General features: G+C 66.0%; 7 protein-coding genes. 1 reads left to right on the plus strand and 6 read right to left on the minus strand.

What is annotated here, in order from left to right; all coding sequences use genetic code 11:
* Window positions 1-266: 266 nt before the first annotated feature.
* The 6 genes from AC5P57_RS18705 to glnA all read right to left on the minus strand — a co-directional run bounded on the left by AC5P57_RS18705 (window position 267) and on the right by glnA (window position 21347).
* Entirely contained in the window at window positions 267-611 is a 345-nt protein-coding gene (locus AC5P57_RS18705; protein WP_099551608.1) for a DUF596 domain-containing protein, read from the minus strand.
* Window positions 608-15688, minus strand: a complete 15081-nt coding sequence (locus AC5P57_RS18710; protein ID WP_495219752.1) for a hemagglutinin repeat-containing protein — start codon at window positions 15686-15688, stop codon at window positions 608-610. The genes AC5P57_RS18705 and AC5P57_RS18710 overlap by 4 nt, the downstream gene beginning before the upstream one ends.
* Window positions 15689-15794: 106 nt before the next feature.
* Complete coding sequence (locus AC5P57_RS18715; protein WP_099551609.1) at window positions 15795-17519, minus strand: ShlB/FhaC/HecB family hemolysin secretion/activation protein; 1725 nt, start codon at window positions 17517-17519, stop codon at window positions 15795-15797.
* 304 nt (window positions 17520-17823) lie between these two features.
* Window positions 17824-19254 (minus strand): ammonium transporter, encoded by a 1431-nt coding sequence (locus tag AC5P57_RS18720; RefSeq protein ID WP_099551610.1) that lies wholly within the window; start codon window positions 19252-19254, stop codon window positions 17824-17826.
* A gap of 21 nt (window positions 19255-19275) precedes the next feature.
* Window positions 19276-19614: a P-II family nitrogen regulator gene (locus AC5P57_RS18725; RefSeq protein ID WP_004134334.1), complete on the minus strand. Its 339-nt coding sequence runs from the start codon at window positions 19612-19614 to the stop codon at window positions 19276-19278.
* Window positions 19615-19937: 323 nt separating this feature from the next.
* On the minus strand, window positions 19938-21347 hold the full coding sequence (glnA, locus tag AC5P57_RS18730) for a type I glutamate--ammonia ligase (protein WP_004153533.1): 1410 nt from the start codon (window positions 21345-21347) through the stop codon (window positions 19938-19940).
* 224 nt (window positions 21348-21571) lie between these two features.
* Between glnA and AC5P57_RS18735 the strand changes: the two genes are divergently transcribed.
* Window positions 21572-22366 carry an undecaprenyl-diphosphate phosphatase gene (locus AC5P57_RS18735; protein ID WP_099551611.1) on the plus strand — a complete coding sequence of 265 codons (795 nt, stop codon included), beginning with the start codon at window positions 21572-21574 and terminating at the stop codon, window positions 22364-22366.
* Window positions 22367-22391: the final 25 nt, after the last annotated feature.

Raw genomic sequence — 22391 nt, forward strand, 5'->3', positions numbered from 1 at the left:
TTGGATCTGCTGGGGGTGATGCCTCTGACCTATCGATTGCTCCAATTGAATAGCGAGGCCAATGCTTCCATTGAAAGCTGATTCAAACTTGGATGACAGGCGACCATTTTCTTCATATCCGAGAATAGATCATCCCACCCCTGCAGTTCACGGCAAGTACTGAGCGCAAAACACTTCTCAAGCAAGCTTCATCAAAGCTCGGTGTCGTTACAAGCCCTGACCCATTCGTCAGGATCATCGTGGCGCCACCGACATGAATCGGACTACTACGTCCAGTGTTCACGGCCATCTGCGCCGATCCAAACCAGACCCGCCGGAGCATCGGTCAAGAACCAGAGGCCGAATCCATCGATATCATCTTCACCAGGATTTTCGGGCCAAGCGTTTGAGATTAGCGTCAGCTGCTCCCTCCAGTCGCCTTGCAAGAACACCCCGTCCGTTGCAAGCCTCACTTTCCCTTCCCTCAACAAACGACCCATCAACTCGAAGAACGCGTCTTTTCTTTCGGAGATCCCAACACCTCCCATTTCCATCGTCATGTGCTGCCAGACGGTACCCATTGATAACCCAAACGAAGAAATCACCACTGCACAATAAATCCCATCTTTCATTTGAACTTCACCTCTACTCGCTTTCCATTATTTATGGATTTATCCTGCACATCAATTGTCCAACTCGCACCAGTCTTCTGCGCGCTCGTTGAAAAATCTCTAAGAGTTATCTTTGCACCAGAGCTCGTGGTTGCCGTATAAAGAAGACCCTTTCCAGGTACGACCTTCGCGACAGGCATGCGATCAGTTCCAGTCAGCTGTCTGAAATACAGCATGACATCGGATGTGCTTGCACCAATATAAACCGGAGCACCCGTACTGACTTGAGCATCGGCCTTCAAGACCTTTGAACCAAGATTCAGCTGAAAATCCTTAGGATCCAATGACTTGCTATTGTATTGGTGTGCGAGGTCATCAATTCGCTTTTGCGAGTACGCCTGAAGAACGGATTCAGGTTGTTTGAGAGACAAATCGGGCCCTGCCGGGCGACCTGCGATTCTCTCCAGTGCGGACTTCTCCGCATCCACTTGCGTCCCGCTTGAGGTATTCGGTGTCCCATCACTCCGTCCGCTCCCAAAGCCTCCGTTGCCGCCGACTATATTGACCATTCCATAGCGTCGTGCCAGCAACTGTGCCAGCCCAAGGCCTACTTCGCCTGCAGTCTCCTTGGACCACAGCCCATATTGATCGATGGAAGTGTCGACACCGGCGGTCCACTGCGCCAGCGCGGCCACCGTATATTCCTGAGGCAGGATATAGACGGGCTGGAGCCCCCCGTTCTCAAAAATCAGCTCGCGATAGGCACGTCCATTCATGGAGTGAGCGAACGAGGAAAGCGCCTCGCTGCTACGGCCGAGATCATCGAACAGTCCAAGCTCTCCGGGCCACGAGCCATACTTGTAGGAAACGGCCGCATTCACAAACGCCTGACACGCAGGGCTCGCCGAGTTCGCTGTACAAACCGAGAGCAGCTCATAGTCCATTCGCTCCGACAGTTGCTTGGCAACGTCACGCACCATCTTCTGACATGACGTGTCGCTGCCGCACTCGTCGAGTTGCTGCTTCATTACTCGAGCCTGATCCTCGGCAAGGAAGTTGTTCTCAACCGAGTTCTTGGCAATCCCCGCATTCAACGCGATCCCAGCCAGATCCTGCCCCGACAGGCCACCCGCCAGTGCACCCACCGCCTGCGACAGCGCCAGCACCATCTCCTTCTGTTCCGGGCTCAGCCTGGAAGGATCGCCCCCGGTCAACGTATCGGTCAGCACCTTCGCTGCCAACTCGCCGCCGGCCGCCGATACGGCACCGGTCCCCGCATTGCCACCATTGGCTTCGGCCAGCAGCGCACCCAGCACCGCATGCGACAGCAATTGCAGCGTTGCGTTCGGGTCACTGCCATGGTTCGGGTCAAGCGTGCTGCCGATGAAGTAGGCGGCATATGGCGCCAGTGCATTGGAGGCGACCTGACCAGCACCTTGTCCCGCTGCGCCTCCCACAAGGGCGGTCGTCACTGCGTTCAATGCGCGGTTGTATTCACCGCCCGTGCCCCACTTCTTGGCATTTTCGTAGGCCGGGCTGTTTGCCGTCAGCACCGCATCGCGTTGTTCCGCGCTTAGCGCGTTGAATTCGTTCTTCTGTTCCGGCGACAGGCCGTCGTAGTACGCCTGGGTCGCCTTGTTGCTCTGATAGGCCTGCACATCCACTGAGACCTGCTTGCTGGTGGCAAGCACCGTGCTGGCTGCGTTCGCCATTGCCTGCTGGTCAGCCAGCAGTTTGTTCGCATCAGGCATCGCTTCCAGCGCGCGGTGTGCAGCGGCTGCATCGGTGTTGACGCCCAGCTCGGCCGCGGTGGTCTTCCTGCCGCCGATGGTGATGTTGCCCTCGGTCAGCGTCGCACGCGTGCTGGAGCTGTCGCTGCCGCTCTCATGCATGGGCAGCCCACCACCTATCGAGACACCCGTCGGCCGCCCCAACTCGCCGGTCACGATGCTCGTGCCAATGCCCTTCAGCTGCTCGCCGGCCCCCACGCCCTTGCCGGCCGGTCCCTTGCCCCCGTTACCGAAGCCACCACTGATGCTGCCCGAGCTGGCCTTGTAGTCCATATGGTTCTGCAGGTCGGTGAACGTCAGCGAATCAGCAGTCAGTTCACTGTTGCCCGCATTCGTGCTGGCGATCGCGCCGCCTACCAGGTTCACCTGGCCGGCATCAACGTGATAACCGCCATCACCTGCGAACAGGCCACTCTGCTGGCCGACGCCCTGATAGCTGCCGTTGGCCTTGCCTCCGCTGGCGTAGCCGTCGGCGTTCCACGCGGTGCCGAACGACACCTGCACGCGGCCACCCACCTGGCTGTTCTTGGACATGCTCTCGGCGATGTCCTGCAGCGATTCGATGGTCAGCGTGCCACCGGTCTTGACGTCGATGCGGTCGGCGGTGGCGGTCGCGCCGCGGAGGGTGGTATCGCCCTCGGCCTTCATCGAGATGTTCTTGCCGGTCAGCGTGGTGTTCTGCCAGGTGCTGCTCTCGGCATTGGACTTGCTGCTGCCCACACTCGCTTCGGCGTAGACATACACACCGGTCTGCGCACCCACCGCAACGCCCACGCCGACTTCGGCGCCGGCATTGCTGCTCTTGCTACGGTCGGCCACATGCGCCTTGCCGGCTTCCAGCAGGATGTCACCGGCCGAATCCAGACTGAGCGTGTTGCCCGCGCTCAGATTGCCTTGCACCACGTGGATGTCGCCAGCGGTACTGGTCAGGTTGACGTTTCCACCGCCCTGGATGGTGGAGCCGCGCGAGACCTGGCTGCTGCCATCGGCACTGCTGCTGGAGGTCTTGAAACCGACGCCGGCCTCGGCACTGAGGAGTGCCCCGCCTCCGCCCTTGCCGGCCATGCTGGAGATGGCACTGGCGGCCTGATAGGCATTGGCACCAGCGGCAAGGCCCTGCATCTTCTGCAGGCGGTCGTCGGACTTGCGGGCGGCATCGACATTGTTGAGCAGATCGATCAACGGCGACTTCACCCGCGCGAAGGCACCGATCTTCAGGTCCTTGTCGCTCTGCGAGTAGTGGCCACTTTCGTCGGCGGTCAGCAGCTCGATCTCGGCAGCGGTGATGTTCACGTCCTTGGCCGCCACCACATTGCTGGCACTCTGCGTGTACTTGCCACCGGCGGTGAGGTTGACGTTGTCGCCGAGACTGCCAACGGTGCTGGCCACCTGCGAGACCTGCGCGCTGTCATCGCGATGCTGCTCGCGATGCCAGCCGGAGAACTTCTCGGTATCGGAGATCTGCACGGTGCCGATCGCCTTGCTGTCTGAGCGGTTGGCATTGCTGACCGTGTCCTGCCCGCTACGGATCGTCAGGTCGCCCGCAGCGCGGATGTTGACGTCCTTCTCTGCGGCGATGTTGGCGGCGGTCAGGCGGATGTCACCCTCGGTGGTGGCCATGCGCACGCCGCCCCCAACCGACAGCTGGGTACCGGTGATGGTGTCGCTCTGTCCGACGCCATCGCTGCGTGAGTTGTTGGTGCCGAACGGCAGGCCTGCCGAGTTGGTGGCGATACCCCAACCCTTGCCACGGCTGTCGCTTTCACTGCGCTCTGTGTTGTGCGCGACATCGAAGACGATGTCCTTGGTGGCCAGCAGGACAGCATTGCCCTCGGCCGTCATCTGCGCACCCTGGCTGGTGATCGAGCCGCCGTTGGCGATCAGCGAGAGATTTCCGCCTGCATTGAGGTTGCTGACCCGGGCCTCACTGGTGGAGTGGCTCTGGTTGCTGTTCGAGCGCTGGCTGCCGGCGGTGATTGCCGGCAGCACGGCCGCCGACACGCCAGCCGCTACGCCTTCAGCGGTACGCGTGATCCGGCCCATCATCGTGCCGCTGTCGGCCATGCCTTCGGTGGCGTTGTCGCGTGCGGTGCGGTACGCCTTGGCTGGGTCGTAGGTGACGCCCACCGAGAAGCCGCTGGATTTGCTCGACTGACTGGACTGGGTATCCACCGTATCCTGGCGCGCAATCAGGTTGATGTCCTTGCCAACCAGGGTCAGATCCTTGCCTGCGGCCACGTCGGACGCCGCGATCGTCAGCTGGTTGCCGGCGTTGATCAGCACGTTGCCTTCGCGCGAAGCGATCGCAGAGCCGACCTGGGTGGTCGACTGCTCGGCAGAACTGCTGCTGTTCTTCGAACTGCCATAGCCGATCGAAGCGGTTCCATTGGAGAAGCCACCGGTGAAGCCGGACTTCTTCCTGCTTTCGCTGGACTCGCTGCTGTGATGGTCTTCCGCAGAAGTGATCAGCACATTGTTGCCCGCACCGAGGACCACTGCGCCGGTGGCATCAACCACCGCGCCTACGGCGGTCAGATCGCGGCCGGCGGTGACGCTCACGCTCTCGCCCATCAAGCCGGTGCCAATCGCATAGCTGTCACTGCTCTCGGCGTGGCGGGTGGTGGTGGTGCTCGACAGGGTTTTCTTTTTCTTGTCGTAGCTGTCCAGACTGAAGTCATGCGTTTCGCTGGCCGAGAGCAGGTTGACGTCGCGTCCGGCCGCCACGCTCAGCGTGCCATCCGAGCTGGCGACCTGGGTTGCAGTCAGATTGATATCGCGGTTCGCCCTCAGCACTACATTGTCGCCAGCCTGCAACTGGCTGCCGCGCACGGTCTCATCGCTCTGGCTGATCTGCAGCGAGCTGCGCTTGCCACCGGCACTGAAATCACTGCTGCGGCTGTCCACCAGCACCTGGCTGTTGATGTCACCACCGGCCTGCAGGGCCATGCCGCCATCGGCCTTGATGCGGGTTGCGGCCAGGTTGATGTCCTTGCCCGCGGCCAGCACCACATCGCCCGCGCCTTCAATCGAAGACACCGCGTGCGTGGTCTGGCTGTTGCTGGTGTGGTTGCGGCTGTCGTGGTTCAGCGCACTGCTCTGGCCCAGCGTCTGCGCGCCGAGGTCGATGTTGCCACCGGCAGCCAGCTGGGTGATGCCATTCTTGCCGGCATTGCGGATCTCCGCCGCCTTCAGGCCGATGTCACCGCCGGCCACCACCGACAGCACGCCTTCGCCACCAGGATTGGTGACATACAGGCCCGCCACGCGATCCAGCGTGGTCTTCTGCTGCGACAGGCGATCGCCCTGGTCCTTCCATTCCGTGGTGGTCGAGGCCACGGTGATGTTGCCGCCGGCCTTCAGTGCGAGCGCATCGGTGGCCTTGACGGTACTGCCGATGATGTCGATGTCCTGCCGCGCCGACAGGCCCACCTGGGCACCGCTGATCTGGCCGCCGGCCAGGTTGCGGATGTTGCCGGCATCGATGCTGACCAGCTGGCGACCGGCAATCGTGCCGCTGTTGACGAGGTCACCGCGCAGCTTGACGTCCACCTCCGCGCCGGCCAGCAATGCGCCATCGTTGCCGAGGTCGCCCGGCATCACCCGTAGGTAGACCTGCGGGACCAGCGCACGGACCACCGAGCCATCGGTCAGGGTGACGTCCTTTTCCACCAGCCAGACAATGTCGCTGGTCAGCCGTGCCATCTGCTCGGCGGTGAGCGCCACGCCCGGTCGCAGGCCCCATTCGCTTGCGACCGTGGCACCGGCCTCCAGCAGCGCGCGGTACTGCTCCTCGTCGCTGGCATGGCCGGTAAGGAAGCGGCGGCCGGTGAGCTCGCCGATCTGCTCGCGTACCAGCTTCTGCTCATAGAAGCCGTCACCCAGGCGCTTCTGCGTCTGCGAGGGCTCAAAGCCCGCGCGCTGCAGCAGGTAATCCGAGCTGAGCCAATCGCGGTAGCTGGCAAAACGCGGATCGGTTTCCACGATGTGATTGCCACGGTTGGCGTCCACGTTGAACAGGCTGGCCGTGGGCGCACTGGCATTCGGGCTGGTGGTGACCACCACGCGCGGGTCGGTACTGGTGGTCGTCGTGGCCTGCTTGCCCGCCACCGCGGTGTTGCCACCACTGCCGGCGTGCTCACCGGCACGGACCGTGGCCGGGCCATTGGCGTTGGCCTGCCCGGCCTGCGCCGCCGTGATGTCCTGCGCGGTGCCGGCACCGGTGCCGGCGTTGCCGGCCTGACCGGGCCCCTGTGCGCCTGCCGCATCTGCGCGCACGCCATCGGCCTGGGCGACCGCCTGCTGATGGCCGCCACTGGCCCCCTGTGCCGCACCGGCCGTGCCCGGTCCCCGCGCATCCACGCTGTCCGCACCCTGGCCGCTGCTCTGGCCAGGCCCCTGCACGTTGCCGGCCCCCGGACCGACCGCGCCTGTGCCGTGGCCAGCGGTATCCAACTGCGCCGTGCCCTTGCCGCCACCGGCGTTGGGATTGCTGCCACCGGTGTTGTCGTTGCGCAGGTTGCCGACATCGATGGTGAGCTTGCCGCCGGCCGTTATCGACGAACCCAGCGCACCGGTCTTCTCGGTGATGGGGGCCGCCTTCCAGCGGCTGGACGAGCCACCGTAGGTGATGGACACGTTGTCGAACGTGCTGGTGCGGGTCAGCTGCTCGGCTGCATTGATCACCTCGGAGCGGTCACGGTTCAGGCCGACAATGGCCAGGTCGCGGCCCGCGGCGATGTTGGCGAAACGGTTCTCCAGCCGATCGGTGCTGATCCGCATGTTGCCGCCGGCATTGATCACCGCATTGTTGCCTGCCGATACCACCACGTCTTCCACGGTGGTACGGGTAGCGATGCGGGTCTTCTCGTTGCCGCTGGTGTCCTGCGGGTGGCGCTGCATGTTGATCAGCGTCGATTCCGGGTTGTCGTAGTCCGGATAGGTGATGATCTGCACGCAGGTGGTGGTGCAGGTGCCGTAGGCGTTGTTGTACCTGAGGGTGTCGGTCACGTACTCGATCGGCGGCGAACCGGCCCCGCGGACGGACAGGTCGCGGAAGGGATCTTCCGCCCCCGCACCGAGCTGATCGGGATTGTTGCGGTTGTCGGCACGGCCAACGTAGTAGACCGTGACCGTACCGTCCTGCACGTTCAGGCGTTCGCGCGACGCGCGCGCGCCGTACGCGCCACCGCGGGCGAAGGCGTAGGCACTGGTGTTGCTGGTCAGCCGGATGACCGCCTTGCGGATCTGCTGGCCATCCGGGGTGACATAGGGGGTGTCTTCGAGGATGTCGGACGGATCGAGGTAGTAGATCTCGTACGGCTGGTAGTTCGACGTTGCGCGGAAATCACGGTTGTTGTTGGTGGCGTTCTTGAACCAGCCAGGCTGCTCCAGCCGGACCGGCGCATGCACGGTGGTGACCTTCTCCACGACCACGTTCTCGCGGATGTTGTTCACCGCCAGTGCGGACAGGTCCAGGTTGCCGCTGACCTCGATGGTGGAGCCGATGTTGTCCACCCGCTGCGCGCTGCCGACCGCGGCCAGCCCGTTCAGCGCCCCGCCGATGGCGGCGTCGCCATCACTGAAGATCAGGCTCTTGCCGCTGTTGGTCAGCGTGCCGACGCCCAGGTCCAGACGCTGGCGCGCGGCGATGGTGCCTGCACGGTCCACGCCGCCGATGTTGGCGGCGAGGTTGTTGAGCGAGCCCGCCTGGATGGCGACACGGTCACCGTAGATGCGGCCGCTGCCGATGTTGTCGACGCTCGCTGCGGTGATGTGGGTGACGTTGCCGTCCAGCAGGCCGTAGTTGACCAGTGCGCCCCCCGCTGCCAGGCGGGTCAGGCCGATGCTGCTGATCTCGCCAGTGGAAGCGTTGGTGATGTTGCCGGCATTGATGTTGACGTTGGCACCCGCCAGCTTGCCGCTGTTGTCCAGGTTGCCCTGGATGGACAGGCTCAGTGTGCCGTTGGCCACCATTTCGCCACGGTTGGTGTGGCTCTGGCCCAGCTCCAGGGTCATGTCACCCTGCGACATCAGCCGGCCATCACCGATGATCTCGCGGGTGCGGAGCGTCTGCTGCCTGCCGGCCACCAGGGTGCCACCGCTGTTGACCAGGGTATCGGCGCGGACATCGGAGGTCAGCGCCGCCGACACCTGGCCACCGCTGTTGTCCAGGCGCTGGTTCACCTGCAGCAGCAGGTTGTCGGCAATCACCTGGCCGTTCTGGTTGTCCAGGTTGCCGGTGGTCACCTGCAGGTTCTTGCCCTGCAAGCCCAGCGCAGGGCCATTGGCCTGGCTGAGCGTATTGCGGTTGTCGATGTAACCGGCCTGCAGGTCGAGGCGGCCGGTTGCCGCCACCAGGCCGCCACTGTTGAGCAGGGCGCCCTGCAAACCGATGTCGGCATTGCCACCGGCGGTCACGCTGCCACCGCTGTTGGCCAGCTGCTGCGCGCGCAGCAGCAGGTCGGCTGCACTCACCAGCGAGCCGCCGCCACTGTTGTCGATGTTGACGGCCTGCACGTCGGCGCCGGCCTTGGCGAACACCGAGCCACCTCGATTGTCCAGATCGCCACTGCGGATCTGCAGCGTGCCACTGCTGACGATGCCGTTGCCATTGGAAGCGGCATTGGTCAGCCGCTGTCCGGAGGTGTCGATGCTGAGCGCTGCCGCCGACTGCAGCAGGCCACCGGTGTTGTCCAGCGCACCACTGCGCAGCGCTGCATTTCCGGAAAGACTGGCAATGATGCCGCTGCGGTTGTCCAGCGCCTGGCCGCGGGTATCCAGCTGCAGGTCGTTGGCGATGATTCGGCCACTGGTGTTGTTCAGGCCGCCGGCCGAGACCTGCAGGTGCTTGCCGGCCTGGACCAGGCCGCCGCCATTGCGCAGCAGATCGGTGCTGGTCAGCTGCAGATCCTGCCCCGCAGCCACGGTACCGCCGCTGTTGTTGATGGCCTGTGCCTCGGCCAGCAGCGCGCCCCCCGCAGACAGGGTGCCCTTGTCGCTGTTGTCGAGCAGGCCGTCCACGCGCACGGTCAGCGCGCTGTTGCCATCGCTGTGCACGGTGCCGCCGCGATTGTCGAGCGTGCCGGCGCTGAGGCCTGCGTCGCCCGTGGTCAGGATGCGACCCCCGCGATTCTCCAGCGCATGGGTGATCGCCAGGGTGCTGCTGCCGCTGCCGGCGGCCTGGAGGGTACCCAGATTGTTGATCAGCTGCGCGCTGCGCAGATCCAGCGAGCCGTTGCCGGCCAGCGTGCCCCCGCTGTTGTCCAGCCGGTCGCGCGCGGACACCTTCAACGTATCGGTGCCGGAGGCGATGATCGATCCGCCCGCGTTGAGCAGCGTGCCGGTATCCACGGCGATGCGGGCCGCGGCCAGCGTGCCGTCGCGCAGGTCGGTGGTTTCGCCGGTCAGCTGCAGGGCGCCATTGCTGAGCAGCTTGCCGCCCTGGCCATTCACGGTGTGCGCGTTGATCGCCAGCGTGCCGGTGCCGGCCTGCTGCACGGTACCGCCGGCATTGCCGAACAGTGCGCTGGTCAGGGTCAGGTCGCCATTGCTGGCGATCAGGCCGTTGCCGCCGTTATCCAGCGAGGTGGTGGCCTGCACGGTGCTGGCCTGCGTGCCCGTCGCCAGCAGCTTGCCGTTCTGGTTGTCGAAGCGGTCGGCGTTGACGGTGAAGTGATCGGCATTGAGCGTGGCACCGCGATGGTCCACGCTCACCGCATCCAGCTGCAATGCGCCTGCCGTGGCGATGCTGCCGCCGACCCCGTCCAGCTGGGTAGCCTTCACGGTCAGCGTGCCCTTGCCGGCATGGACGATGCTGCCTGCGGCATTGACCAGCTGCGCGGCGTCCAGGCGCAGGTTGCCAGCATTGCTGGCGAGGGTGCCACCGCCGTTGTTGAAGCGGCCCGTGACCGTGATCCGGCTGTCGGAGGTCCCTGCCGAACTCAAGGTGCCGCCTGCGTTCGACAGCGAACCGGCGTTGATCTGCTGTGCGCCGTTGGCGGCGATGGTGCCGCCGTCATTGCCGAGCGCACCGCGCACCTGCAGCGACATCGCCTGGTTGCCGGTGGCGTTCAGCGTACCGGCCGTGTTGTCCAGCTGGCCGGCCTCGATGCTGACCTGCTGCGCGGCGGTGGTGCCTGCGCTGAGATCCAGGGTCTCGCCCTTCAGCTGCAGCTCGCCGTTGCTGACGATGCGGCCGGCGTGGCCCTGCAGCGTGGTGGCATCGATCTGCAGCAGGCCGTCACCGGCCTGCTCGATGCTGCCGCTGCGGTTGTCCAGCGAAGCCGCCGCAACCTGCATGCCCGCGCCGCTGGCGATGACGCCCTTGTTGCTGTTGTCGAGCAGGCCATCGGCCTTGACCACCAGCCGTGCGGCGCTGTGCAGCGTGCCACCCTGGTTGTCGATGCTGCCGGAGCTGATGCCAAGCCCACCGTTGGCCAGGATGCGGCCGCCGCGGTTGTTGATGTCCTGGCCGATGATCAGCTGGCTCGCCGCTGTACCCGCCGACTGCAGCGTGCCGCCCGCGTTGACCAGCGCGGCACTGCGCAGGTCCAGCCCGCCATTGCTGGACACGGTACCGCCGCTGTTGTCGATGCGTTCGCGCGCGCTCAGCCGCAGCATGTCATTGCCGGTGGCGGTGAGCGTGCCGCCGGCGGTGATCAGCGAGCCGGTGTCGATCTCGATCCGCTTGGCGGAGGTGACACCCGCACGCAGGTCGGTGGTGGTGCCCTTGAGCAACAGGCTGCCATTGCTGACCAGCGTGCCGCCGGTGCCGTTGAGCGTGCCGGCGTCGATCGACAGCACGCCTTCACCGGCGTGCTGCACGGTGCCGCCGGCATTGCCGAACACCGCCGCCTGGATGCCAAGGTCGCCGTTGCTGGCCAGCAGGCCACCCTCGCCGTTGTCCAGCGTGCCGACCACGTTGATCGTGCTGCCCTCGGCACCGGTCGCGATGACCTTGCCGGCACGGTTGTCGAAGGACTGTGCGTCCAGTGCGATGCGCTCGGCCTGCAGGGTGGCTCCGCGATGGTCCACGCTGCCCGCCTGCAGGGTGATGCCGCCTGCGCTGGCGATGCTGCCACCCTGGCCGTCCAGTTGCCCGGTACGCAGCAGCAGGCCCTGGGTGCCGGCATGGCTGAGCGTGCCCTTCACGTTGGCCATGTGGCCGGCATCGATCTTCAGCGCGGCGCCGTTGCTGGCAAGCACGCCGTTGCTGTTGTCGAACAGGCCCGCTACGTGCAGCTCGGTAGTGGCGCTGCCTGCCGAACTGAGCGTGCCGCCACGGTTGGAGAGTTCGCCGGCTTCGATACGCTGCGCACCGTTGCTGGCGATGGTGCCCGCGTCGTTGGCCAAGCGGCCGCTTACCTGCAGTGCCAGCGTCCCGCTGCCGGTTGCGCGCAGCGCGCCTGCGCTGTTGTCCAGGCTGTCGGCCACGATATCGAGCTGCTCGGCCGCCACGCTGCCGCCGCGGAGATCCAATGACCCGCCCTGCAGTGACAGCGCGCGGGCGGCACCGATGCTGCCGCCCTGGCCCGACAGCGTTTGCGCCTCGATGCGCAGGTTGCCGTTGGCGGAGATCGCGCCGCTGCGGTTCTCCAGCTGCGCGGCGCGGATTGCGGACGCAGCATCACCGGCGGCAATCAACTTGCCATGGTCGTTGACGAAGCGGCCTGCGTGCACGTCGACCGCACCATTGCTGCCCAGCGTTCCGCCGGTATTGTCGAGCAGGCTGCGGGCCTGCAACTGGAGCGCCTGGGTGCCAAGCGCACTCAACTGGCCGCCGGCGGTGATCACGGTGTCGCCGTCGATGCTGATGCGCTGCGCGGTGGTGGTGCCGTTGCGCAGATCGAGGGTGTCGCCCTGCAGGTCCAGCGAACCGTTGCTGAGCAGGGTGCCACCGGCGCCGGTCAGGTCCTGCGTGGTGATGACCAGGCTGCCGGACCCGGCCTGCTGCACGGTTCCGCCAGCATTGCCGAAGGTACGCGCGTGGATATCCAGGTTGCCATTGCTGGCCAGGGTGCCGCCATTGCCGTTGTCCAGCGCGCCCTGCACGCGCAGCGTATTGCCACCGGTGCCGGTGGCGATGATGCGCCCGCCGCGGTTGTCGAACCCGGTCGCCGTGATGTCCAGCTGCGCGGCAGCCAGCGACGCACCCTGGTGATCGACCTCGGCCGCAGTAAGCTGCAGGGCACCGGCAGTGGCGATCTGCCCCTTTGCTCCGTCCAGGCGCCCGCTGTCGATGACCAGGCCGTCGCTGCCCGCATGGCTGAGGGTACCGCCGGCATTGACCAGCGCGCCGCTCTTCAGCTGCAGGTGGGCGGCATTGCTGGCGATGCTGCCGCCACTGTTGTCGAGCGTGCCGTCGACCCTGATCTGCGAAGCTGCCGTTCCCGCCGAACTGAGCGCACCGCCGCGGTTGGACAGCGCACCGGCCTGGATCTGCTGCGCGCCATTGGCGCTGATGCTGCCGCCGTCGTTGCGCAGCAGGCCCTGCACCTGCAGCTGCATCGCGTTGTTTCCCAGTGACAACAGGCTGCCGCCGCTGGTGTCCAGGCCGGTGGCCGTGATCTTCACGTCACGGGCGCGGGTGGTGCCCTTCTGCAGGTCCAGCTGCTGCCCACTCAACTGCAGCAGGCCATTGCTGGCGATGCTGCCAGCAGCTCCCTGCACGGTGGTCGCGTCGATCTGCAGCGTGCCGGTGCCGGCATGATCGATGCTGCCGCTCTCGTTCAGCAGGCCATCGGTCTTGATCTGCAGATCGCCATTGCCGGACAGCAGGCCGCGCTGGTTCTGCAGCCGCTGGCTGGCGTGGATGTGGCTGGTGCCGGTGCCTGCGGCGATCAGCTTGCCGCCGTCGTTGATGAGGATGCCGCTGTTGATGTCCAGCGCACCATTGGCGCCCACGGTCCCGCCGCTATTGTCCAGGGTGCGCGATACCTGCAGCTGCAGGGCATCGCCGCCGGTCGAGGTCAGCGTGCCGCCGGCGGTGGTCAGGTCGCCGGCGCGCACATCGATGCGCTGCGCGGCGGTGGTGCCATTGCGCAGGTTCAGGGTATCGCCGTGCAGCTGCAGGGTGCCGTTGCTGAGAACGGTGCCGCCCTGGCCCTGCAGGCTGGCGGTGGTGATGCGCAGGTTGCCGGTGCCCGCCTGCTGCACGGTGCCGCCGGCATTGCCGAAGTACGCTGCATCGATCTGCAGGTCGGCATTGCTGGCCAGCAGGCCACCGTCGCTGTTGTCCAGGTGATTGCGGACGTTGAGCGTGCTGGCCTGCAGCCCCGTGGACAGCACGCGGCCGCCGCGGTTGTCGAAGTCCTGTGCGCTCAGGCCCAGCTGGCGGGCGACCAGCTGCGCACCACGGTGGTCGGCGCGGCCCAGCTGCAGGTCTGCCGCGCCGGCGGTGGCGATGCTGCCCTGCACGCCATCCAGTACCTCCGCACGCAGCAGCAGGCCCTCGCTGCCGGCGTGGTTGATGCTGCCCCGGGTGTTGACCAGGGTACCGATGTCGAGGCCGAGCCGCGTGGCATTGCTGGAGATGCTGCCCTCGCTGTTGTCGAGCTGGCCGATCGTCCAGGTCGTCTCGGCGCTGCCACCGTGGGCAAGGCTGCCGCCGCGATTGATCGCCGACTGTGCCTTCAACTCGAAACCACGGGCGAAGGTCATGCGGCCGCCGCTGTTGTCCAGCTGTTGCACCTGCGCGCTGGCCGCGCCCTGGACCTGCAGGGTGCCACGCATGTTGCGCAGCGCTTCTCCCTGCACCTGCAGGGTGCTTGCACCCAGCGTGCCGTCGCTGTTGTCCAGGCTGTTGCGGGCGCTGAGCTGCAGGTCACCGCTGGCTTCAATGCGGCCGCCATCGTTGCCCAGCGTTCCTGCGATGTTGAGCACACCGGCCGCCAGCGGCGGAAGCGGCGTGACCGGCGGGGTGCCGCCGCCGGTGCCGGGAGTGCCAGTGCCCGGGGTGCCGGTACCTGGCGTACCCGTGCCTGGCGTACCCGTACCCGGCGGGGTGCCGGTGCCGCCGGTACCGGTGCCTGGCGAAACACTGGCCACGTTGCCGATGCGGCCCTGCAGGTTGCTGACGTCGGCCGCCTGCAGCTGCAGCGCCTGCGTTCCGAGCTGTTCGATGCTGCCGCCGCGGTTGCGCAGCGCATCGGCATTCACTTCGATGCGTCGCGCATTGAGCGTGCCGCCACTATTGTCGACATCTGCCGGGGTCTGCACGCGCAGCTCGCGCTCGGCACTGAGCGTGCCGGCATTGGAGATGCCCGCGCTGGCGTCGATGCGCAGGTCCTGCTGCGCATGCATCGCACCAGTGTTCTGCAGCCGGCCGTCGGCGGTGACCACCAGCTCGCCGGCCTGGGCACCGATCTTGCCGGCATTGCTTACGCCCACGCCATGTTCGTTGCCGACCAGCCAGATGCGGTTGGCATACATGCCGCCCAGCGCGCCCACATCCAGCGCGAAGGTGGGCGCGGCGGACGCAGGCTTCTGCTGCTGCACGCTGCTGTGGTCGGCACTGACCACGTTGCTGCCCAGGCTCGCCTGCAGCTGGTTGGCCCAGATGCCGGCATTGACCTGCAGCGAGCGGGTGATGATGTCGGTGTAGTCGGCGCGGCTGGTATCCAGGCCCGCGCCACCGACGCCGATGCTGCCACCTTCGACGCGATAGCCTTCCAGCACGCCATTGCTGACGATCGGCGTGCCGGTGGTCAGGGTCACCCGGCTGGCGTTGAGGAAGCCCGCGCCATTGACCTGGATCCCGGCCGGGTTGGCGATGACCACCTGCGCCCGCGCACCCGCGACCTCCACGTAGCCGTTGAGGTGGCTGGGGTTGCTGCTGTTGACCTCGTTGAGGATGACGCGCGCGGTACCGGTGGCCAGCCACGGATTGCCCTGCACCCAGCCACCCAGCTGGGTCTGCACGTCGCCGCGCGAGTTGTTGAGGATGACACCCTGCTGGCCGACGTCGAACTGCTGGTAGGTGTTGCGCGATACGCCACCGGCGCTGGGCGTGGTGATGTTCACCTGCGGCGTGCCGTTGGCCGAGGTGATCACCGTCGGGCGCTGGTTTGCCGGTGCGCCGGGGTCGGCGGCAATACGGCCAGGATCGGCCGGCGCCTGCTGCGCGGACAGCGGCTGCACCCATCCCACCCAGCCCAGCACCAGCCAGAGCGCGAAACTGATCGGCCGCAGGGTACCGACGGTGTTGCCGCCACGGTGGTCTACCCCGCCGTGCGCAGCGTTGACCAGCTCGGAGGCGACCTGCATGACGCCGAGCGTACGGTTGAAGACCAGACGGTAGACTTTGTTCACGGCGCTGATTCCTTTCGGTGCTGTTGGGTTGTATGCGCAGCAGGCTGCGCGGTACCGCATCGTGTGGGCCGCGCAGGGGACTGCGCAGGCCGGTCATGTGCAGGCGTCAGAACGAGACGCCCAGGTTCATTCCGAAGGTGGTGTAGGCGGTCTGGAAGCCGCGCGGCTTGGACAGCGGGCTGCCGACGAACGCATCCCAGTTGATGTGGGGGGTGCCACCGCGAAGCCCGAGGGCCGTACCGGTGAGCCGGTCGCCCAGCAATCGGGCCGTGGACGGGCCGGCGACACGCCCGTGATCAACGGCAACGTAGGCCTCCACGCCGCCGCCCAGGGGCACGCCCACTTCATTGCGCAGCAACCAGCCACGCTCACCGGTCAGCGACATTTCGCCATCAAAGCCACGCACGGTGTAGCGGCCACCAATGGAGAACCGGTCCTGCGGCACCAATGGCGAGCGGTTCCACTGCGCACGCCAGCTGCCGATGTAGCGCAGGCTCTGCTTGCCCCACTGCAGCGGCAGGACCAGCTGCGCGTCCGCGGTATAGATGCGGCCATGCGCCGTGCCTTCGCCAAACGCCTCTTCCGGCGCACGCAACGCGTTGAAGGCACCGGTACCCTTGCGGTACGCCAGGTTCACATCCAGCGTCGCCTTGCCGATGAAGTGCCGGTGGCCCAGGCCCAGTTCCCAGCCGGCCATGCGCCGGCGCTGCACTTCGATCTCGGTATCGTTGATGAAGTTGTCCGATTCGCGGTACCAGCCGCGCGCGTACATGCTGGTCTTGGCGCGCGCGTTGCGGAACAGCATGCGCGTCAGGCGCAGCTCGGCGTTGCGGCTGGAGCCACTGTAGACGTAGTTCTCGAATGCGCCGGCAACGGTCTGCTCATAGTCGAAGTTGCTGGCGTTGGCGCCCAGCAGCCATCCGCCCAGCGGCACGCTGTAATGCACTGCCCAGCTGTCGGTGCCACGCTCGCTGCCGTTGAACACCGATTTGCCCACGTTGATGTAGAACAGGTCGCTGAGGCCGGCCGCGTTGTCCACCGACACCGTGGTGCCGGCCTGCATCTTGCCGGTGGACTGGCTGCCGGCATCGTCCAGGGTCAGGTTGACCCGTACCAGGCGCGCCTGCTGCCAGCTGATCACCAGATCGCTCTCGCCCGGCTTGGCCGCCGCGCCATCGGCCGGGGGCGCGACCTGGATGTCCACCTGCGCAGTCGGCACGCGCTGCAGGTTTTCCAGCGCCTGTTCGATGTCACGCAGGTTCAGTACTTCGCCGCGTGCCACCCGCACCGCGTTCCAGAGGGCGGGGGTACGCCCTTCGCCGTCGGCAAAGCGGATGGCATTGACGCGGCCCGGCACGACAGTGAGCGTCAGGATGCCGGTCTTCAGGTCCTGCGGGGCGGCCAGGATGCGGGTGGTGACGTAGCCGCGCTCGATGATCGCGTTCTGCACGCGCTTCATCACGATGTCCACGCCCGCCGTACCCAGGCAGCGCCCGGTGGCGGGATCGCTGCGGGGATCGGCTGCCGCCAGCGCCCAGCGGAAGCGGTCCGCTAGATCCCCCTGCAGCGCGATGGTGTTGATGGTGAAGCAGGGGAACTCTTCCACCGGCAGGTGGCCGAGGTCTTCGGTAGCCGGCTGCAGGCGGACATCCGGCGTGGACTCCTGCTGCTCACGCAGCGCGCGCTCGCGCTCCTGCTGCCGGAGCAGTTCCTGCTCCGGTGACACCGTCTGTGCCCATGCCGGCGCCTGGAGGCCAGTGATGGCCAATGCCACGCCCACGGACAACCGCCACTGCAACACCCGGCTGCGTACTTTACGTCCTTGTTCCACGATGCTTTTCCCTGCTGATGACTGCCAGACCGAAGAAGATGCGGCTGGAAGAGGCAGCACTGTAAGGGAATCGTGTGGCAGGAAAAAGCGCCAGAGAACCGCGCTGGCGCAAGCCTTCAAGGCAAAGTGTGATGTCCGACGGAGGGCATTCCGCCAGCGGGCAGCGCCCTGGATCTACACTGGAACCAGCAGAGCACCGCCAGTGCGTCGACTGATGCCGGTGGCACAAGGAAAACCTGTACCTGACGCCCGCCACTGCGTGCAGCGCAGCAGTGGCGGGGCGCCCTTGAAACCGTGAAACCGGTCAGGCCTCGTAAGCCGATTCACCATGCGAGGTGACATCCAGACCGGTGCGTTCGGCTTCCTCGGTCACGCGCAGGCCGACCACGCTGCGCACCACCAGCAGGATCAGCGTGGTCACCACCGCCGACCACACCACGGTGAGGCCGACGCTGACCACCTGCACCCACACCTGGTGGGCGATATCCAGACCGGCCTTGGTACCACCCAGCGACTGTGCACTGAACACACCGGTGAGAATCGCGCCGACGATGCCGCCGACACCATGCACACCGAACACGTCGGCAGTGTCGTCCACCTTCAGCAGGCGCTTGAGGCCGGTCACGCCCCAGACGCAGACCACGCCGGCGACGAAGCCGATGATGATCGCGCCGAGTGGGCCGACGGTGCCGCAGGCCGGGGTGATGCCGACCAGGCCGGCCACCGCGCCCGAGGCCGCGCCCAGTGCCGACGGCTTGCCCTTGCTGATTGCTTCCACCAGCGTCCAGCCGAGTACGGCCGCAGCAGTGGCCAGCACGGTGTTGAGGAAGGCCAGCGAGGCCACGGTATCGGCCGCCGCCGCCGAGCCGGCGTTGAAGCCGAACCAGCCCACCCACAGCAGCATTGCGCCGATATAGGTAAACGGCACGTTGTGCGGCTTCAGCGCGGTCTGGCCATAGCCCAGGCGCTTGCCGACGAACCACGCGGCAACCAGGCCTGCAACGCCTGCGTTGATGTGCACCACGGTACCGCCGGCGAAGTCGATGGCACCCAGCTCACCCAGGTAGCCGCCACCCCAGACGATGTGCGCCATCGGGATGTAGCTGAGGGTGAACCACAGAGCCGAGAACAGCAGCACCGCGCGGAACTTGATGCGTTCGGCGAAAGCACCGACGATCAGCGCGGTGGTGATGCCGGCAAAGGTCGACTGGAAGGCGACGAACAGATAGTCCGGCAGTCCCTTGATCGGCGTGTTGCCCACCGACTCGGGGGTGAAGCCCTTGAGGAAGGCGAACTCGGTGAACGAGCCGAAGAACGGGTTGCCTGCACTGAACACCGCGCTGTAGCCGTAGGCCACCCACAGCAGCAGCACCAGCGAGAACACCACCAGGATCTGGCTGAGCACCGACAGCACGTTCTTCGAGCGCACCAGCCCGCCGTAGAACAGGGCCAGGCCCGGCACCACCATCAACAGCACCAGCAGGGTGGAGGTGAGCATCCAGGCCACGTCGCCATGATCATAGGCGGCGGCCGCTTCGGCCACGGCCGGTGCAGCAGCTGCAGCCGCAGGGTCCTGCAGCGGTTCAACGGCCACGCTTTCGCTCGGCAGTGGCGACACCTGCGCCTGGGCGTGGGCATTGCCCGGCCAGGCACCGGCAGCCAGCGCGCTGAGCAGCATCAACAGGCACACGATATGGAACCGGGCTTGCCACCCGGTGAGAAGGCGCATCTTCATGGGGGAGTCTCCGGAAGGGGGTTACAGCGCGTCGGCACCGATTTCGCCGGTACGGATGCGGATGACCTGTTCGACGGCGGTGACGAAGATCTTGCCGTCACCGATCTTGCCGGTGCCTGCCGACGATTGGATCGCTTCGATCACCGCATCGGCACGCTCGTCGGTGACCACGGTTTCGATCTTGATCTTGGGCAGGAAGTCGACGACGTACTCGGCGCCGCGATACAGCTCGGTGTGGCCCTTCTGGCGGCCGAAGCCTTTCACTTCGGTCACGGTGATGCCCGACACGCCCGCGTCGGACAGGGCCTCGCGGACCTCGTCGAGCTTGAACGGCCGGATGATGGCGGAGATCAGTTTCATGCGCATGTCCCGAGGGTGGATGGGGCCAGCGCGCCAGCGCGCGTTGGCATCAGGCAACCAGCGGCCATCACGGTGATGGCCGTGGCAGTTGCACCGGACACGTACAGGACCGGGACGGCCGTGCCTCTCTCCTTGCACGACCGACGCGGGAGGGAGGGCGGCCCTGGTCGCGTATCCGGTCTTTCTCTTGCCCCTGGATCAGGGGTCAGAGCCCATTCGTAGACGAACGGGATCCGACCCCGATCTGACCGCGGCTCCCCAGCCGCGAAAACGGAAGCGATGGCGGCGGGTGGGAGGGGGAAGCCCACCGCCATCGCATCCGGTCAGCTCGCGTAGTACAGCTGGTACTCCAGCGGGTGGGTGGCCGCGCGGAACTTGGTCACTTCCTGCATCTTCAGCGCGATGTAGCCATCGATGAAGTCATCGCTCATCACGCCGCCGGCCTTCAGGAACTCGCGGTCCTTGTCCAGCGCTTCCAGGGCCTGGTCCAGCGAGGAGCAGACCTGCGGGATCAGCTTCTCTTCTTCCGGCGGCAGGTCGTACAGGTCCTTGTCGCTCGGTGCGCCCGGGTCGATCTGGTTCTTGATGCCGTCCAGGCCGGCCATCATCAGCGCGGTGAAGGTCAGGTAGCCGGACTGGATCGGATCCGGGAAGCGCATTTCAATGCGGCGTGCCTTCGGGTTGGACACCCACGGAATGCGGCACGAGGCCGAGCGGTTGCGGGCCGAATAGGCCAGCATCACCGGCGCTTCGTAGCCCGGCACCAGGCGCTTGTAGCTGTTGGTGCCCGAGTTGGCGAAGGCATTGATGGCCTTGGCATGCTTGAAGATGCCGCCGATGTACCACAGCGCCAGCTGGCTCAGGCCGCCGTAGCCGTCACCGGAGAACAGGTTGGTGCCGCCCTTGGACAGCGACTGGTGCACGTGCATGCCGCTGCCGTTGTCGCCGACGATCGGCTTGGGCATGAAGGTGACAGTCTTGCCGTTGCGGTGCGCGACGTTCTTGATCACGTACTTCATGCGCAGCAGTTCGTCGGCCTTCTGCACCAGGGTGCTGAACTTGGTGCCGATCTCGCACTGGCCGGCGGTGGCCACTTCGTGATGCTGCACTTCCACTTCGATGCCGACCTGTTCCAGGGTCTTGCACATCTCGGCGCGCAGGTCGTGCAGGGTGTCGGTCGGCGGGACGGGGAAGTAGCCGCCCTTCACGCCCGGACGGTAACCGCTGTTGGCGCCGTCGTACTTGGCGCCGCTGTTCCACGCCGCTTCTTCCGAGTCGACCTGGAAGAAGGTGTGGCCCATTTCATTGGCGAAGCGGACCGAGTCGAAGATGAAGAATTCCGGCTCCGGGCCGAAGAACGCGGTTTCGGCGATGCCAGAGGACTTCAGGTAGGCCTCGGCGCGCTTGGCGATGCCGCGCGGGCAGCGGCCGTACGGCTGCATGGTGGCCGGATCGAGGATGTCGCAGCTGATCACGATGGTCGGATCGGCGTAGAACGGGTCGACGTAGGCGCTGGCGGTATCCGGCAGCAGCACCATGTCCGATTCGGCGATGCCCTTCCAGCCGGCGATCGAGCTGCCATCGAACATCTTGCCTTCTTCGAACAACGACGGCTCGACGATGCTGACCGGGAAGGTCACATGCTGCTCGACGCCACGCATGTCGACAAAGCGCAGGTCGACGAACTCGATCTGGTTGTCCTTGATCAGCTTCTCAACGTTTTCCACGGACATCGGTACGACCTCGGATGGGGATGAATGCCTGCTGAGGTACAGCAACGACCGTGCCAACTTTTCGCTGACCGCAAGTCATTGATTTCAAAAAGGGCGCTCCGTGGCGGTGCAGAACGGCGCGCACCAAACGGGTGCACCCGGCACCAGACGCACCCGTTTGGTGCAGCAGGGATCGTCTATCCTCTCGACCTTCTTCCTTCCTGCCGCGCGTGCCCGCACCGTCCATGTCCGACCTGCTCTCCGCCCTGCTGCTGGGCATCCTCGAAGGCTTGACCGAATTCCTGCCGATCTCCAGCACCGGCCACCTGCTCATCGCCCAGCACTGGCTGGGCGCCCGTTCGGACTTCTTCAACATCGTCATCCAGGCCGGTGCGATCGTGGCGGTGGTGCTGGTGTTCCGCCAGCGCCTGCTGCAGCTGGCCACCGGCTTCAACCAGCGTGAGAACCGCGAGTACGTGTTCAAGCTGGGCGCCGCCTTCCTGGTCACTGCCGTGGTCGGCCTGGTGGTGCGCAAGGCCGGCTGGTCGCTGCCGGAGACGGTCAGCCCGGTGGCCTGGGCGCTGATCATCGGTGGCGTCTGGATGCTGCTGGTGGAGGCCTATACCGCGCGCCTGCCCGACCGCGACCAGGTGACCTGGACGGTGGCGATCGGCGTCGGCCTGGCGCAGGTGGTGGCCGGTGTGTTCCCCGGCACCTCGCGCTCGGCCTCGGCGATCTTCCTGGCCATGCTGCTGGGCCTGAGCCGCCGCGCGGCCGCCGCCGAGTTCGTGTTCCTGGTCGGCATTCCCACCATGTTCGCCGCCAGCGCCTACACCTTCCTGGAGATGGCCAGGGCCGGGCAGCTGGGCAGCGAAGACTGGACCGACGTGGGCGTGGCCTTCCTTGCCGCGGCCGTCACCGGCTTCGTCGTAGTGAAGTGGCTGATGGGCTACATCAAGTCGCACAGGTTCACGGCCTTCGCCATCTACCGCATCGCACTGGGCGCAGCACTGCTGCTGTGGTTGCCGTCCGGCAGCTGAACAGCGCCGGGGCACTGTAACCCCG

The sequence above is a fragment of the Stenotrophomonas sp. YJH_SMC_79 genome (genome assembly GCF_059367995.1).

What these genes read in the sequence shown, in the direction of transcription:
- AC5P57_RS18705 (WP_099551608.1), bottom strand. Translation starts at nt 611, where the DNA reads ATGAAAGATGGGATTTATTGTGCAGTGGTGATTTCTTCGTTTGGGTTA.
- AC5P57_RS18720 (WP_099551610.1), bottom strand. Translation starts at nt 19,254, where the DNA reads ATGAAGATGCGCCTTCTCACCGGGTGGCAAGCCCGGTTCCATATCGTG.
- AC5P57_RS18725 (WP_004134334.1), bottom strand. Translation starts at nt 19,614, where the DNA reads ATGAAACTGATCTCCGCCATCATCCGGCCGTTCAAGCTCGACGAGGTC.
- glnA (WP_004153533.1), bottom strand. Translation starts at nt 21,347, where the DNA reads ATGTCCGTGGAAAACGTTGAGAAGCTGATCAAGGACAACCAGATCGAG.
- AC5P57_RS18735 (WP_099551611.1), top strand. Translation starts at nt 21,572, where the DNA reads ATGTCCGACCTGCTCTCCGCCCTGCTGCTGGGCATCCTCGAAGGCTTG.